The sequence below is a fragment of the Acidovorax sp. AC410 genome (assembly GCF_979253235.1).
In genome coordinates this window covers 2481056-2496909 of the sequence record NZ_CEEDCG010000001.1, presented here as the reverse complement: position 1 = coordinate 2496909, position 15854 = coordinate 2481056, and the positions used below count along the sequence as shown (strand labels likewise).

Here is a 15854-nt window from a genome sequence, read left to right as displayed (position 1 = left end):
CCTCGAAACGATGGGTGAGAATGGCGCACGCTCGCGTGCCAGCGTCAGAACTGCTCGTGCGGCAGGAGGTAGCGCCATTGCCCCACCGGCAGGTTGCCCAGCGTCACCCGGCCGATGCGGATGCGCTTGAGCCCCACCACCTTGAGGCCCACCTGCTCGCACATGCGGCGGATCTGGCGCTTCTTGCCTTCGATGAGGACGAAGCGCAGTTGCTCGGGGTTCTGCCATTCCACACGGGCCTGCTTCAAGGGCTGGCCATCGAGTTCCAGGCCATGGCACAGGCGTGCCAGTTGCGCGGGCGGAAACGCCGCCTGCACATCGAGTGCCACCTCGCCGTACTGCACGCGCACCAGGTACTCCTTGTCCACGCTGGAGTCCTCGCCGATCAGTTGGCGCGCCACGCGCCCATCCTGCGTGAGCACCAGCAGGCCCACGGAGTCGATGTCCAGCCGGCCGGCCGGCGCCAGGCCGCGCAGCTGCGGCGGCGAAAAGCGCATGCGGCCCGGGTCGTCACGCCAGTGGGTGCGGGGGTTGATCAGCGCCACGGCAGGCGTGTGACCATCCTCGGCCTGCCCGCTCACGTAGCCCATGGGTTTGTGCAGCAGGATGGTGACCTGCTGCTCCTGCTGGCCCTGGGCCCGCTTGTCCACTTCGATGCGATCGGCCGGCAGCACCTGCAGGCCCATGGGCGCCACCTCGCCGTTGACCTTGACCCAGCCGTGGGCGATCCAGTCGTCGGCCTCGCGGCGCGAGCACAGGCCGAGTTCGGCCATGCGTTTGTTCAGGCGCGAGGTGCCTGCTGCGGCCGCCGTGGTCTTGACCGGCACGGCCGGGCGGGCCGGCGCGGCGGCAGGGGATGGCCGGACACCACTGGCGCTGGCCGGCCCGCGCGGAGCCGGCGGCGGCGACGCGGACTCGGCGCGCCACACATTGCCGCGCGCCGACGGTGCCGCAGCGGCCGGGCGCGCCGATGGGCGTGCGTCGGGCCGTGCATTGCCGCGGGACGCAACGGGCGCCGGGCCGCGCGGCGTGGCCGATGCGGGTGAAGAAGAAACAGGGGGCGCGGCAGGCCGGCGCAGCACGGCGCGCCGGGGCGACTGGTCACCGGGCTCGTCGGCCGGGGCGGCAGGGGGACGGGAGGAAGGCATTGCCCGTATTTTCACCCCTGCGCAGCCATTTGGGCAGATGACCGCACAAAGCAGGCACCGAATGGCGGCCCGATGGCCCTCACGGGAGGGTGGCAGCGATCTGGCGCGACTGCCAGGCCAGGAAGTCCTCGGCACCCAGTGGGCGGCTGATGTGGTAGCCCTGCGCCTCGTCGCAGGACAGGGCGCGCAGCCGGTCGAGGATGGCCAGGGTCTCCACCCCTTCGGCCACCACCGTGAGGCCCAGGTTGTGGGCCAGGTCGATGGTGGAGCGCACGATCATCGCATCGTCCTCGCCGGCCTCCATGCCCATCACGAAGGACTTGTCGATCTTGAGCTCGTCCACCGGCAGGCGCTTGAGGTAGGCCAGCGATGAGTACCCGGTGCCAAAATCGTCGATGGAGAGCTTGAAGCCTTGTTCGGACAGGCGGTTGAGCATGGCCTCGGCACGCTGGGGATCGTCCATGATGGCGCTCTCGGTGATCTCCAGGCAGAAGGCACTCGCCTGTACCCCGTGGCGCACCAGGATGGCAGCCAGGCGCGTGTTGAGCTCCGGGTCCAGCAGGTCGCGCGTGGACAGGTTGACCGAGATGCGCAGCGGCATGTCCGCCGTGCGCGGATCGGCCAGCAGGCGCGCCACCTCCTCGAACATCCACAGCGTGAGCTGGCGCACGAAGCCCGTCTGCTCGGCAAACGGGATGAAGTCCATGGGCGGCACCAGTCCACGCTGGGGGTGCTGCCAGCGCACCAGCGCCTCGGCAGCCAGCCCCCCCTGCCCGTGCAGCGGCACCTTGGGCTGCAGGTACAGGCGCAACTCGTCGTGCTCCACGGCACGGCGCAGCTCGGTCAGCAGCGACAGGGTCTGGGTGCTGGCCGAGTCGAACGAGGCATCGTAGCGCAGCGCACCGCTGAGCTTGCGCTTGGCGGCGTACATGGCGATCTCGGAGCGGCTGAGCAGGGTATCGGCATCGTCCGCATCGGCCGGCCAGCAGGCGAAGCCCATGCCGGCGCTCAGGTCCACGGTCTGGTCCTCGAAGGCCAGGGGCTCCTCGAACGACTGGTTGATGCGCTGGGCCAGCGCATGCGCCCCCTGGGCATCCGTGCGCAGCAACAGCAACGCGAACTCGTTGCCGCCCAGACGGGCCACCATGTCGCTGTCACCCGGCATCTGCTTTTGCAGGCGTTCGGCCACGGCCTGCAGCAGGCGGTCGCCGAAGGCATAGCCGAGCACGTCGTTGACATGCTTGAAGCGGTCCAGGTCGAGCGTGAGCACGGTCAAGGGCTGCAGGGCGCCTTCCTCCTGCGCGGCAATGGCATGCACCACGGCTTCGCGAAACCGCTCCCGGTTGGGCAGGCCCGTGAGCCGGTCCCAGTAGGCCAGGCGGCGGATCTCGGCCTGCTGGCTGCCAATATCGAGGCGCATGCGGTCGAAGGAGCGGGCCAGGTTGCCGATTTCGTCCTTGCGCCCGGTGTGCCCCAAAGGCACTCCGTACTCGCCGCGCGACAGGCGCTGCGTGGCCGCCAGCAGGGAGCGCAGGGGCGTGGTCAGGCGCGTGGCCACCAGCCCGGTACCGGCTGCAAACAGCAGCACGCCGGCGATGGTGATGATGGCCAGCAGCACCTGCAGCTGCTGGTAGGGCGCCACCACCTCGTCCACCGAGCGCAGCAGCAGTGTCCTCACCTCCTTGCCCGCGTTGCCCAGGGGGGCCTCACGCACCAGCAGCGTCCCTTCGGCGGTCTTGAGCTCTGCCAGCGGCAGGCCCTGGCGATGCAGGCCGGCCAGCGCCGGTGCCAACAGCGTGGTCACGGGCACCGACATGCTGCCATCCGCAGCCTTGACCACCACGGCCACCTGCACCGACAGCAGCCGCCGCATTTCCTCGGCCAGTGGCTGGCCGATGGGAAACCCCATCAGCACCCAGCCGATGACCACCGGCGCCCGCATGGGCACCATCACGAACTGGTAAGGCACGCCCGCCATCATGGCCACCTGGCTGCCCTGCGGCTGTGCCGCGAGCGGTGGTACGACCTGGCGCAGCGTGGCGGGAAAATCCAGCATGTCGTCCGACAGACTGGCCGCGCGCAGCTCCAGGTTGGTGCCCAGCAGCGCCGTCACGGCCGCACCGATGCGGTTGCCATGGTTCTCCAGCACGGACTGGATGGTCTCCTCATCATCGGAATTGATGGCCGAGCGAAAGCCATAGTCGGCCGCCAGCAGGGCCGAGCCCTGGCGCAGCTTGTCCGCATTCTGGTCCAGCAGGCGCCGCCAGACGTTCTCGTCGGTGTCCAGGGCGCGCGCGATCTGGCTGCGCGCATTGCGCTCGATGGAGGCCCGCACCACCGCAAAGCCGGCCGCCTGCACGATGAGCAGCAGCAACAACGAGATGCCCACCAGCCTCAGGAGGAGACTGCGCCGCAGCAGGGACAGGTTCAAGGCTGCAGCCCCGCCATGCGCACCGATGCACTGGCCATGCCGGTGGCCGGCACACTCAGCGCCTGCTCCAGGGCCGGGGCGCCCACCGGCAAGCGGTTGTGCCAGGCCCTGAGCTTGTAGCTGCCCGGGGGCACGTTGTCGAGCTGGACCTTGCCGATGGCGGACGAACTGGCGTAGTAGGGCGTGTCCACCACCAAAATCCAGCCAGTCATCTGGTCGTGGATATTGCAGCCCAGCACCACCACACCGGCCTGGTCAAAAAGCACGGGCTTGCTGGGCGTCCCGGTGTAGAGCTTGAGTTCGAACTTCTTCGCAGGAGAAAAGGAATAGACATGGTGGCGCACCGTGTCGCGATTGGGGAACAGCACCTCCGTGCCCACCGGCACCACCATCATCACGGGTGCGAACTGGCGCTTTTCTTGCGCCATCTCCACACCGGGCTGGGGCTTGACGAGGCGCTTGGCCTCGGCCGATTCGAGGAACACCACGGCATTGGCCAGCGGCTTGCCCGCCGCGTCACTCAGCTCCACCTGCACCGAGGCGGCCTGCGCCACGCCCGCCACGGCTGCCACACAGCCCACCAGCACACGTCCGTGCGCCAGCAGCCATTGGGCCAGGACGGGCCGTGGGCTCATGGTTCTATCGCCATGCCCGCCAGTGCGGCCCCATTGCCGATCACGCCCAGCGAGACGGCGCGGCCGGACGCCAGGTCCACCTTGTACAGGCGCGAGCGCGGGTCGCCGGACGTGCGCGTGGCCAGCAAGGCCACGTTGCCCACGTCGGAAATGTCGAAGGAGGCATCGGACAGCGGCCCCAGGCCGAGGGCACCCACGGTGCGCAACTGGCCGGTGTTGGGCGAAACCACGGGGGTGGTGCCCTCGCGCGAGCCCTGCATCACGAGCGCGCCGCGGGCGCGGTCGATGGCGTAATTGGTGGTGATCTTGCTGTCCTGCGGGTTGTAGGTATAGCCTGCGGCCACCACGTCCGGCACACGGCCTGCGTTCACGTCACCGGCCACGTAGTGCAGCACCGGATCGGGCTGCACACCCGGTTGGGCAGGATCGCCATCGACCAGGGCGCCCGTATCCGGGTGCAGCCGCAGGTTGAGCCCGGAAGACGACACCACGCGAATCCGGTCCGCCGCCGGGTTGAAGTCGAAGCCAAACGATGCCCCCGTGAACTGCAGCGCGGCCGGCGCGGAGCCCACCGCCGTCAAGGCCCCGCTGGAAATGTCGAGCGTGTACAGGCGCCCCGCCTGCGACAAGGCATACAACACGCCCTTGGCCACCCGGAAATCCACGCCGATCAGCCGCTCGCCAGAGGCCAGGCCCGTCACGCGCCGGCGCTCGAGAACAGTGTCGGGCCGGCGCGCATCGAACACGATGAGTTCGTGGTCTGCGGTCACCGCCACGAGGCGCTCACGGCGCTCGGACGCGTCGGGCATCGGGCCGCCGGTACAGGCGGCCAGGCCCAGCAGCACCAGAGTGCCCAGGACACCGCGCAAACGAAGGGAGGGGTGGGAGCGGCGCATGGAACATCCTTTGCAGAAACTGTAACGGGTTTATACCCGATAGACCCCTGGAATGGCGTATTACAGTCACCAATCAGTGCCTTTGCAATACATCAAAAAAGATAGCAGCCACCCCATGGGATATATGTAACAGCCAAGACTTTCATGCCGCCGGGCATGCCTGGACATGCAGGTTTTCCCGCCCCCGCTGTCTCTACCTGAAAGAGCCTCTATTTGTAACAGCCTCATGCCCGAGGTGCATGGGGCCATCCCGAAGCCTCATAACATTTTGTGACATTTATCCCTACACTGTGTGCGCCCCCGGCGCCACCAGCGTTGCAGCCCATCCGCCTGCCTGGGCACCGTTATTGCTTCGTGTCACCCTATCGAATTCAACAGCCAAGGACCTCCATGCCGGCCGCCTCGCCCCTCAAATCTCTGTCGATCTCCAGCCGCCTGGGCCTGGGTTTTGGCTGCCTGCTGGTGCTGCTGATCGCGGTCGCTGCCGTGGGCCAGCTTTCAGTAGGCAAGCTGCACGAGCACCTGCTGCAGGTCACCGGTACCGGCGCCACCAAGACCCGGCTGGTCAACGAAATGCTGGACAGCGTGAGCGCCATCGGCATCCAGAGCCGCTCGGCAGCCATGCTCAACGAAATCGACCCCAAGCAGGCCCGCGACCAGATCAAGAACGCCGAGAAATCCGTGCAGGCCTATGCACGCCAGGAGGCCAGCCTGTCGGAACTGCTCAAGGCCGACGGCACCACCGAGGCGGAGCGCAAGCTGCTGGGCGAGGTCCAGGAATTCGGCCGCAAGAGCCGCCCCGAGCTCGATGCCGCGATGAAGGCCGCCGACGATGGCGACACCGTCAGCGCCACGCTGAACCTCATGACCAAGGTCGCCCCGCTGGAAGCCGCCTGGCGCGGCAAGCTGGCCGAGTTGATCGAGCTGCAAAATACCTTGAACAGCCAAGCCACGGCCTCGGCCGAGGTCACGCAGAGCCGGGCGCGCTGGACGGGTGGGGCCCTGGTGCTGCTGGCCATCGGCCTGGGGGCGCTCATCGCCTGGCGCATCACGACCAGCATCACCGCCCCCATCGGCCGTGCGGTGGTGGTGGCCGAGCGCATTGCCCGCGGCGACCTCACCTCGCAGGTCGAGGTGCGCATCCACGACGAGACCGGTCGCCTGCTTGAAGCCATCGCCGCCATGCAGGACCGCTTGCGCAGCCTGGTGGGTGACATCGGCGGAACGGCAGAATCCATCCTCGTGGCCAGCTCCGAAGTCGCCTCGGGCAACCTCGACCTGAGCCACCGCACCGAGCAGACTTCGCACAACCTGCAGGGCGCCGCGAATGCCCTGGCCGACCTGACGGGCACCGTCTCGCAAAGCGCCGACGCCGCACGCCAGGCCAACCAGCTCGCCTCCTCGGCGTCGGCCGCAGCCACGCGCGGCGGCGAGGTGGTTTCGCAGGTGGTGCGCACCATGGACACCATCAGCGGCAGTTCGCGCAAGATCGCCGACATCACCAGCGTGATCGACGGCATCGCCTTCCAGACCAACATCCTGGCCCTCAACGCCGCAGTGGAGGCCGCGCGTGCCGGCGAACAGGGCCGCGGTTTTGCCGTGGTGGCCAGCGAGGTGCGCAGCCTCGCCGGTCGCGCCGCCCAGGCCGCCAAGGAAATCAAGACGCTGATCGGCGCCAGCGTCGAGCATGTGCAGGAGGGCAGCACCCTGGTGAACCATGCGGGCAAGACCATCGAGGAGTTGGTGATGTCCGTGCGCCGCGTGTCCGACATCATGGGCGAGATCACCGCCGCCACGCAGGAGCAGAGCCAGCGCATCGGCGAGGTCAGCCAGTCCGTGGGCGCACTCGAAGAGATGACGCAGCAGAACGCCGCGCTGGTGGAGGAAGGCGCTGCCGCTGCCGACAGCCTCAAGGAACAGGCCAGCCGCCTGACGCAGATGGTGCACACCTTCCGCCTGAGCCGCGACGGCACCGACGACCGCGAATGGCAGGGCACACCCGACGCCCCTGCCCCCGCGCCAACCCCCACGACCCTGGGCCACCGCACGGCCGGAATGCCTGCGCTGCCGCGCGGCTAGCGCGGTTCCGCCAGCCGCTGGAAAATGCTGGACTGCAGCGCCGCCAGGTCCAGCACGCGCAGGCCACCGTACTCCACGCGGATGGCCCCTTCCACCTCCAGCGCCGCCAGCGCCTCGTTCACGCGCTGGCGCGACAGCCCCACCAGGTAGGCCAGCTCCTGCTGGGTGATGCGCAGCACCTCGCCCACCCCGGGGTAGAGCACGGGGTTGAACAGGGAGGCCAGGCTGCGCGCCACGCGCACATCGGGGTTGTTCAGCCGGTCGATCTCGCGCGCGGCGATGAACTGGCCCAGGCGCTCGTTGAGCTGGTTCATCACGAAGCGGTTGAAGCCGATCGAATGGTCCAGCAGCCAGTGGAAGGTGTCGATCGGCAGGCCTGCCACGATGCTCTTGCGCAGCGCCTGGATGTTGTAGCGGTAGGGTTCGCGCTTCATGGCCGTGCCCTCGCCGAACCAGCCACCGGGCGGCACGCCGGTGTAGGTCATGGTCTGGCCCTGCGCGTTGTCGCTGCTCATCTTGAGCAGCCCCTCCACCACGCCGAACCAATAGGTCACGGGCCGGCCCACACGGCACACGAAATCGCCGGGCGCCGCGTCGCCCACCAGCAGCGCCGCCTCGGCACGTTCGCGCTCGGCCGGCTGCAGTGGCCTCAGCCACGGGATGTTGGCCAGCTCAGCCTCTGTGGGCAGGCGCCGGCGCTGGTGCAGTGACAGATCCTGGTTCATGGAGCGCGATGGGGGAGGCAAGGCTGGCGGAGTGCGTGCGGGAATACCACGATCCGAATTGTCGTCGCAACGATAGATTTTCGCCAATCGGCTGCGGATGATGGCCGTCTGCGGGGCACTGGGCCCCATCCCAAGAGCACGGAGACATCACCCCATGACAACAGGCGGCATCCACACCCCAAGGCCAGCGTTTCGCCGGCGCTCCCTGCTGGCCGGCGCCATCGCCCTGCCGCTGTCGCACTGGAGCAGCAACACCACGGCGCAGGAGGGGCCGATCCGCATCGGCCAATCCACCGCCCTCACCGGGCCCCTGGGCGACCTGGGTTCGGCCATGCACCAGGGCGCCAAGGCGGCCTTTGCGGGCATCAATGCCAAGGGCGGAGTCCATGGCCGCAGCATCGAGCTGACCACGCTGGACGATGCCTACGAAGTGCCCAAGGCCCTGGCCAACGTGGACAAGTTCCTGGCCGACCCGGGCAACTTCGCCCTCTTCAACTGCATGGGCACGCCGATGATCGACGCCATGCTGCCCAAGGTGGTGCAGAGCGGTGTCCCCTTCTTCGCCCCCTTCACCGGCGCCCAGCTGAGCCGCACGAAGAACGCGCGCAGCGTGTTCAACATCCGCGCCAGCTACGCCGACGAGGCCGAGAAGCTGGTGCAGCACCTGTCCACCATCGGCATCCAGCGCATCGGCATCGTCTACCAGAACAACTCCTTCGGCAAAGAGGTGTTCACCGCCGCCGAGCAGTCCATGGGCAAGCTCAAGCTGCCTGCCGCCGTCACGGTGACGGTGGAGAACAACGCCTCGGACGCAGGCGCTGCCGCCGCGAAACTGGCGGGCGCCGACCTCGAAGCCATCGTCATCGGCCTGGCCGGCAAACCCACCCTGGAGTTCGTGAAGGCCTTTCGCGCGCTCAAGCGTGGCGTGACGCTGTATGCGCTGTCGGTCATGGGCACGCCCGCCACGGTGAAGGCGCTCGGCGCCGACGCCACCGGCATGGCCATCTCGCAGGTGGTGCCCCTGCCGTCCAACGTGGTGATGCCGGTGGTGCGCGACTTCCAGGCCGCCTGGAAGGCCTCGGGCGCCACGGCCGAGCCCTCGCACCTGGCGCTGGAGGGCTACCTGAACGCCCGGGTGTTCGCCGAGGCCCTTCAGCGCGCCGGCCGCAACCCGACGCGCGCGGCCTTCATCGACGCCACCTGGAACCTCAAGAAGTGGGACCTGGGCGGGTTCGAGATCAACGCCAGCACGCCGGACCGCAATGCCTCGCGCTTCGTCGAACTCACCCTGATCGGCCGGGACGGGCGCTTCCTGCGCTGATGCAAGGCCAGGCTACTGCGGCGCCACCGCGTAGCGGTAGCCGCGGAACGACCAGACGGTGCGCCCCTGCTCGATGCGTTCGAGCTTGAGCCCCGGTGCCGCCTGGTCGCCCTCCTGCAACACCTGGCCATTGACGATGGCCATGCGGTGCGCAGGATTGCTGGAATAGGTCGCGCCCGTGACCTGCAGCACCGGCAATTGCTCGCGCACCGAAGTTGGCAGCTCGTTCTGGGCGAACACGGGGCTATTGGGAAGCGCTGCGGGAGGTACTGCCGCAGCGGGTGCGGCGGCCGGGGCGGGGGCCGCCGCTTCACGCCGAACAGGCTCGGTTTCGCGAGCGGGCTTTTCGCGCACTGGCTCGGCCACGCGCTTGGGCGTCACCGGCCGCGGCTCCGCCGTGGCCGCAACCAGCGGCTGGTTGATCGCTGGCGCTGGCGTCGGGGCAACTGCGGCGGCTGCGGGAACCGGAACCGCTGCAGCAGGTGCTGGCACCGTGGGCGGCGCAGCCACGACCGGGGGCAGCGCGGGGGCTGGGGCAGGCATGGGCACAGGCGTAGCCGCTGGGGCAGCGACGACACCTCCTGCACCAGCGGGAGGACCGTCACGGCGCTGCATGGTCCACCAGGTTCCGCCCGCGGCCAGCGCAGCGACGGCCACCACGGCCATGCCGATGGCCAGCAGATTGCCGGAACCGGGGCGCTCTGCGGGCATTCCGGTCGTGGGCATGGCCTGCGTATGGATGCCCGGCACGGCGCCCCGGCCCCGCTCGGCTTCAGCGCGCCGCAGCGCATCAAGGATGTAGGACATGGGGATCAGGCTCCGGTGCGCAGGCGCGGTTCTTTCACGCCGGCGGCGCGGTTGAGCAGCATGAGGGTCAGGGGACCAGCCCGGCCATCGGGCGTCACACCCTGGGCCAGCTGGAAGCGGTGGATGCGCGACTGGCGCAGCGCAGGTGTCACAGGCCGGCTGCTGGGCCCGGAGCCCCCAGCCGCCTTGGAGGCCAGGCGCGCATCGAGCCAGGCCGCCCCCGCCGGGCTGTCGGTGATCTCGCCCTTGTCAGGCATGCCGGGCGGGGCCCGCCACAGCGTGGCCATGTCGCCGCGCCATACCTGCGCCAGGTCGGCCAGCGGCACGTGCAGCGTGCGGCCACCGCTCTCCAGCGTGGCCATGTCGTCGTCCAGGCTGCGCAACACCGCCGTGACGGCGTTGTCCCCCTCATCCGAGGGGAACAGCGTGAGCAGTACCGGGCGATCGATCTGGCGGATCAGGTTCAGCCCCGCACGGCGGTTGCGGTAGCAGCGCAGCCCATCGCGGGGCAGCGTGGTGCAGGCATCGGCGCCTTCCGGCAACGCGGCCCCCCAGGCCGACGCCAGCGCCTGCCAGCCCGAGGCATCGTTGGGGGCCTGCGCCAACAGGAACTGCTGCAGCCCGGAAACCGGGGCAGGCGCAGCCGCTGGGACGGCGGTAGCGGCAGCAGAAGCAGCAGAGGCGGGCACTGCAGCCACCACAGCGGACCCCGGCGCCGAGGCTGCAGCCTGTGGCGGCTTCACGGCCGCAGCGGAGGCCGGGCGCTGCGGCGCCGCAGCCACCGGACGCCCCGCCTGCGCAGGGCCTGTCGACAGCTGTGCCGGGCGCACCCCCAGCGTCCATGCAGCGGCGGCCACGATCGCCGCCCCCGCCACCCCGCCCACGCCGGCCACCGCCCAGCGGGACATGCCCGCCAGGCCGCGGCGATCTGGTGCAGCCCCGGCCACCGGTACACCGAACACCTCGCGCGCGGCCCGCTCGACGATGGCCGTGCTGACCTCACGCGCGCCAGCCGCATAGGCACCCAGCAGCGCCCGGTCGCACAGCAGATTGATGCGCCGCGGTATGCCGCGCGACAGCGCATGCACGCGCCTGAGGGCCCGCCGGCTGAACGGCACCGGGCCGTGCAGCCCGGCCACGGCCAGGCGGTGCGCGATGTACTGCTGCGTCTCCTGCGGGCTCAGCGCATCGAGGTGGAAGCGGGCGATCACGCGCTGCGCGAGCTGCTCCAGCGAGGGGCGCGCCACCATGCTGCGCAGCTCGGGCTGGCCGATGAGGATGATCTGCAGCAGCTTGCGCTCGGCGGTCTCCAGGTTGGTCAACAGGCGCAACTGCTCGAGCACGTCGGCTTCGAGGTTCTGCGCCTCGTCGATGATGAGCACGTTGTTGCGGCCACTGGCATGGGCTGCCAGCAGCGAGGCGTTGAGCGGGTCGATGCAGTCCTTGACCGTCTCCAGGCCCGGCACCGCCGGCTTGTGCGGCACGCCGAACTCGTCGCAGATCGAGCGCAGCAACTCTCCCACCGTGAGCTTGGGGTTGAAGATATAGGCCACGTTGCAGTGCTCGGGAATCTGCTCCAGGAAGCAGCGGCACACCGTGGTCTTGCCCGCGCCCACTTCGCCCGTCAGCAGCACGAAGCCGCCTCCGGCATCCAATCCGTACAGCAGGTGGGCCAGGGCCTCCCGGTGCCGCTCGCTCATGAACAGGTAGCGCGGGTCGGGTGCGATAGAGAACGGCGGGTGCTGGAGACCGAAAAACGGGGCGTACATGCCCGTGAGGATACCGCCCCACCGCGACGTACTCCCCGATACCCGCCCGCAGCCCCTGCCAAACGGCCATTCGCAGTGCGTCAGGGTTTCACCCGAGGGGTAGTTTCCCGTAAATTGTCGTCGGCAAGACAAGACGACGTCAAAGTCGGTCCTAGCATTCATCCCGTACGCAGCCACAAGGCCGCACTCCCGGCTGTCACCGGGCGGACACCCTCTCATTTTTTAGGAACCGGAATGAAGACCACGTTCCCGCAACTGCTGCTCCAGCATGCCGCCGAGCGCCCCACGGCTGCGGCCCTGCGCGAAAAAGAATACGGCATCTGGCAGGCCCACAGCTGGGCCGATCTGGCCCGGCTGGTGGAGCATGTGGCGGCCGGCCTGCACCAGGCGGGGCTGCAACGCCATGAGCACATGGTGGTGATCGGCGCCAACCGCCCGCGTCTGTACGCGACCATGCTGGCCGCGCAGTCGCTGGGCGCCATTCCGGTGCCGCTGTACCAGGACGCCGTGGGTGCCGAATGCATCTTCCCGCTGAACAACGCCGAGGTGCGCTTTTGCCTGGTGGAAGACCAGGAGCAGGTGGACAAGCTGCTTGAGATCCGCGAGCAATGCCCCCTGATCGCGCGCATCTTCTTTGACGACCCGCGCGGCCTGCGCAACTACCAGGAAGAGGGACTGTCGTCCCTGGATGCGCTGATCGAGGCGGGCAAGGCCTTCACCGCCCAGCACCCCCAGTGGTTCCGCGACGAGGTGGCCAAGGTGCAGCCTGGTGATGTGGCCGCCATGTTCTTCACGTCGGGCACCACCGGCAACCCCAAGGGCGTCGTGCATACGCACAGCACCCTGCTCGACCGCGCCTCGGCCGGTGCCGAGTTCGACAAGCTCACTGGCAGCGAAGAGGTGCTGGCCTACCTGCCCCCGGCCTGGATCGGCCAGAACATCTTCAGCTACGCGCAGTGGCTGGCCTGCGGCTACGTGGTCAACTGCCCCGAGTCGGCCAGCACCGTGACCATCGATTTGAAGGAAGTGGGCCCCACCTACTACTTTGCCCCGCCACGCATTTTCGAAGGCCTGCTCACCAGCGTGATGATCCGCATGGAGGACGCCGGCACCATCAAGCGCAAGATGTTCCAGGCCTGCATGGCCGTGGCCCAGCGCGTGGGCCCGGCGCTCATGGATGGCCAGCCCGTGGGCATGCTCGACCGCATCCAGTACGCCCTGGGCAACCTGCTGGTCTATGGCCCGCTGCGCAACAACCTCGGCTTCTCGCGCGTGCGGGTGGCCTACACGGCGGGCGAGGCCATCGGCCCCGACCTGTTCACCTTCTACCGCTCCATCGGCATCAACCTGAAGCAGCTCTACGGCTCCACCGAGACCGCCGTGTTCGTCTGCCTGCAGCCCGACAACCAGGCGCGCGCCGACACCGTGGGCGTGCCCATCCGCGGCGTGGAGATCAAGGTGGCCGACAACGGCGAAATCCTCGTCAAGTCCGCCGGTCTGCTCAAGGAGTATTACAAGAACCCCACGGCCACGGCCGAGGTGCTCACGGCCGACGGCTGGTACCACACCAGCGACGCGGGCTTTCTCGACGCGCATGGCCACCTCAAGATCATCGACCGCGTCAAGGACGTGGGCCGCATCAAGGGCGGCGCCAACGACGGCGCGATGTTTGCGCCCAAGTACGTGGAGAACAAACTCAAGTTCTTCCCGCACATCAAGGAAGTCGTCGCCCTGGGCGACGGCCGCGAGAAGGTGTGCGTGATGGTCAACATCGACTTCGACGCCGTGGGCAACTGGGCCGAGCGCCGCAACCTGCCCTACGCCGGCTACACCGACCTGGCGCAAAAGCCCGAGGTGTACGAGCTGATCCGCGAGTGCGTGGAAAAGGTCAATGCCGATCTGGCCACGGACGCCCTGCTGGCCGGCAGCCAGGTCAGCCGCTTCCTGGTGCTGCACAAGGAGCTCGATGCCGACGACGGCGAGCTCACGCGCACCAACAAGGTCCGCCGTGGCTTCATCGCCGACAAGTACGGCGTGCTGGTCGAGGCACTGTACGCCGGGCGCACCGAGCAGTTCATCGAAACCCAGGTCAAGTTCGAGGACGGCCGCACGGGCAGCGTGAGCGCCACGCTCAAGCTGTCGGACACCAAAACGTATCCCAGCGTGCGGAGAGCCGCATGATGGGATCGTTTCAGAGAAGGCTCACTTGCGAAGCAAGTTATGCCGTAACTAAGACCTTCGCCTCCGTCAAGGCCGCCGCATGAAACCCGCTCTCTACCCGCCCGAGCAGCAACACCCCACCATGAACCAAAAGAAGATCGGCGACATCGTCCTCGACGTCAAGAACATCAGCCTGCGGTTTGGCGGCGTGAAGGCGCTCACCGACATCTCGTTCAACGTCAAGGAGCACGAAATCCGCGCCATCATCGGGCCCAACGGCGCGGGCAAGAGCTCCATGCTCAACTGCATCAACGGCGTGTACACGCCGCAGGACGGCTCCATCACGTTCCGTGGCAAAACGTTTTCGCACATGAACTCGCGCCAGGTGGCCGAGATGGGCGTGGCCCGTACCTTCCAGAACCTGGCGCTGTTCAAGGGCATGAGCGTGATCGACAACATCATGACCGGGCGCAACCTGAAGATCAAAAGCAACCTGCTCTTGCAGGCGCTGCGCATCGGACCGGCCGAGCGCGAGGAGATCCGCCACCGCGAGTTCGTCGAGCACATCATCGACTTCCTGGAAATCCAGGCCTACCGAAAGACCCCTGTGGGCCAGTTGCCCTATGGCCTGCAAAAGCGCGTGGACCTGGGCCGGGCACTGGCCATGGAGCCGCAGGTGCTGCTGCTCGACGAGCCCATGGCGGGCATGAACGTCGAGGAAAAGCAGGACATGTGCCGCTTCATCCTCGACGTGAACGACGAGTTCGGCACCACCATCGTGCTCATCGAACACGACATGGGCGTGGTGATGGACATCTCCGACCGCGTGGTGGTGCTTGACTACGGCAAGAAGATCGGCGACGGAACCCCCGACGAAGTGCGCAACAACCAGGACGTGATCAGCGCCTACCTGGGCACCTCGCATTGAGCGATCAGGAGAACAACAACCATGGCATTCTTTCTTGAAACACTGATCGGCGGCCTCATGGCCGGCATGCTGTATTCGCTGGTGGCGTTGGGCTTCGTGCTGATATACAAGGCATCGGGGGTCTTCAACTTCGCGCAGGGCGCGATGGTGCTGTTCGCGGCCCTGGCCATGGCTCGCTTTGCCGAGTGGATCCCCAAGTGGACGGGCATCACGAGCCCCGTGGTCGCCACGGTGGCGGCTTTCATCATCGCGGGCGCCATCATGTTCGTGGTGGCCTGGCTGATCGAGAAGCTGGTGCTGCGCCACCTTGTGAACCAGGAGGGCGCCACCTTGCTCATGGCCACGCTGGGCATCACCTACTTCCTCGAAGGCCTGGGCCAGACGATGTTTGGCAGCGATATCTACAAGATCGACATCGGCATGCCCAAGGAACCGATCTTCATGCTCGACTCCCTGTTCCAGGGTGGCATCCTGATCAACAAGGAAGACGTGATCGCTGCCGGCATTGCCGCCGCGCTGGTGGTGCTGCTCAGCGTCTTCTTCCAGAAGACCTCCACCGGCCGCGCCCTGCGCGCCGTGGCCGACGACCACCAGGCCGCCCAGTCCATCGGCATTCCGCTTAACCGCATCTGGGTGATCGTCTGGTGCGTGGCCGGCGTCGTGGCCCTGGTGGCCGGGATGATCTGGGGCTCCAAGCTCGGCGTGCAGTTCTCGCTGACCACCGTGGCCCTGCGTGCCCTGCCCGTGGTGATCCTGGGCGGCCTCACCTCGGTGCCCGGCGCCATCATCGGCGGGCTGATCATCGGCGTGGGCGAAAAGCTCTCCGAGGTCTACCTGGGCCCCTATGTGGGCGGGGGCATCGAGATCTGGTTTGCGTATGTGCTGGCGCTGGTTTTCCTTCTCTTCAGGCCACAGGGCTTGTTCGGGGAAAAAATCATTGATCGCGTATGAAATA

The 15854-nt window shown here is 67.9% G+C and carries 12 protein-coding genes; 5 read left to right on the top strand and 7 right to left on the bottom strand.

The genetic code is table 11. The features are described from left to right. Nucleotides 1–44 precede the first annotated feature (44 nt). The 4 genes from AC0IZS_RS11660 to AC0IZS_RS11645 form a co-directional block, all read right to left on the bottom strand. Nucleotides 45–827: a pseudouridine synthase gene (locus AC0IZS_RS11660; RefSeq protein ID WP_471639508.1), complete on the bottom strand. Its 783-nt coding sequence runs from the start codon at nt 825–827 to the stop codon at nt 45–47. Nucleotides 828–1227: 400 nt separating this feature from the next. Then, nucleotides 1228–3579, bottom strand: coding sequence for a putative bifunctional diguanylate cyclase/phosphodiesterase (locus tag AC0IZS_RS11655; protein ID WP_471635757.1), 2352 nt, complete (start codon nt 3577–3579; stop codon nt 1228–1230). Beyond that, nucleotides 3576–4214, bottom strand: a complete 639-nt coding sequence (locus tag AC0IZS_RS11650; protein WP_471635756.1) for a methylamine utilization protein — start codon at nt 4212–4214, stop codon at nt 3576–3578. The genes AC0IZS_RS11655 and AC0IZS_RS11650 overlap by 4 nt, the downstream gene beginning before the upstream one ends. Continuing rightward, nucleotides 4211–5110, bottom strand: coding sequence for a DUF4394 domain-containing protein (locus AC0IZS_RS11645; protein WP_471635755.1), 900 nt, complete (start codon nt 5108–5110; stop codon nt 4211–4213). Before AC0IZS_RS11645 ends, AC0IZS_RS11650 begins: the two co-directional genes overlap by 4 nt. Nucleotides 5111–5500: 390 nt before the next feature. On the opposite strand from AC0IZS_RS11645, the gene AC0IZS_RS11640 reads away from it, so the two are divergent. Beyond that, nucleotides 5501–7189 carry a methyl-accepting chemotaxis protein gene (locus AC0IZS_RS11640; protein WP_471635754.1) on the top strand — a complete coding sequence of 563 codons (1689 nt, stop codon included), beginning with the start codon at nt 5501–5503 and terminating at the stop codon, nt 7187–7189. On the opposite strand, the gene AC0IZS_RS11635 is transcribed toward AC0IZS_RS11640, so the two are convergent. Continuing rightward, nucleotides 7186–7914 (bottom strand): Crp/Fnr family transcriptional regulator, encoded by a 729-nt coding sequence (locus tag AC0IZS_RS11635; protein ID WP_471635753.1) that lies wholly within the window; start codon nt 7912–7914, stop codon nt 7186–7188. The genes AC0IZS_RS11640 and AC0IZS_RS11635 overlap by 4 nt on opposite strands. A gap of 154 nt (nt 7915–8068) precedes the next feature. On the opposite strand from AC0IZS_RS11635, the gene AC0IZS_RS11630 reads away from it, so the two are divergent. Further along, the gene (locus AC0IZS_RS11630) at nt 8069–9235 is read left to right on the top strand and encodes an ABC transporter substrate-binding protein (protein WP_471635752.1); all 1167 of its coding nucleotides are present in this window, start codon (nt 8069–8071) and stop codon (nt 9233–9235) included. Between the two features lie 12 nt (nt 9236–9247). Here the strand turns inward: AC0IZS_RS11630 and AC0IZS_RS11625 are convergent, their stop codons facing one another. Both AC0IZS_RS11625 and AC0IZS_RS11620 read right to left on the bottom strand, forming a co-directional pair. Then, nucleotides 9248–10042 (bottom strand): general secretion pathway protein GspB, encoded by a 795-nt coding sequence (locus AC0IZS_RS11625; protein ID WP_471635751.1) that lies wholly within the window; start codon nt 10040–10042, stop codon nt 9248–9250. A gap of 5 nt (nt 10043–10047) precedes the next feature. Continuing rightward, a complete protein-coding gene (locus AC0IZS_RS11620) occupies nt 10048–11811 on the bottom strand; it encodes an ExeA family protein (protein ID WP_471635750.1) in 1764 nt (587 codons plus the stop codon). A 234-nt stretch (nt 11812–12045) separates the two neighbouring features. Between AC0IZS_RS11620 and AC0IZS_RS11615 the strand changes: the two genes are divergently transcribed. The 3 genes from AC0IZS_RS11615 to AC0IZS_RS11605 all read left to right on the top strand — a co-directional run bounded on the left by AC0IZS_RS11615 (nt 12046) and on the right by AC0IZS_RS11605 (nt 15850). Then, on the top strand, nt 12046–13992 hold the full coding sequence (locus tag AC0IZS_RS11615; protein WP_471635749.1) for an AMP-dependent synthetase/ligase: 1947 nt from the start codon (nt 12046–12048) through the stop codon (nt 13990–13992). 121 nt (nt 13993–14113) lie between these two features. Then, the gene (locus tag AC0IZS_RS11610; RefSeq protein ID WP_471639507.1) at nt 14114–14899 is read left to right on the top strand and encodes an ABC transporter ATP-binding protein; all 786 of its coding nucleotides are present in this window, start codon (nt 14114–14116) and stop codon (nt 14897–14899) included. A 21-nt stretch (nt 14900–14920) separates the two neighbouring features. Next, a complete protein-coding gene (locus AC0IZS_RS11605) occupies nt 14921–15850 on the top strand; it encodes a branched-chain amino acid ABC transporter permease (protein ID WP_471635748.1) in 930 nt (309 codons plus the stop codon). Nucleotides 15851–15854 lie beyond the last annotated feature (4 nt).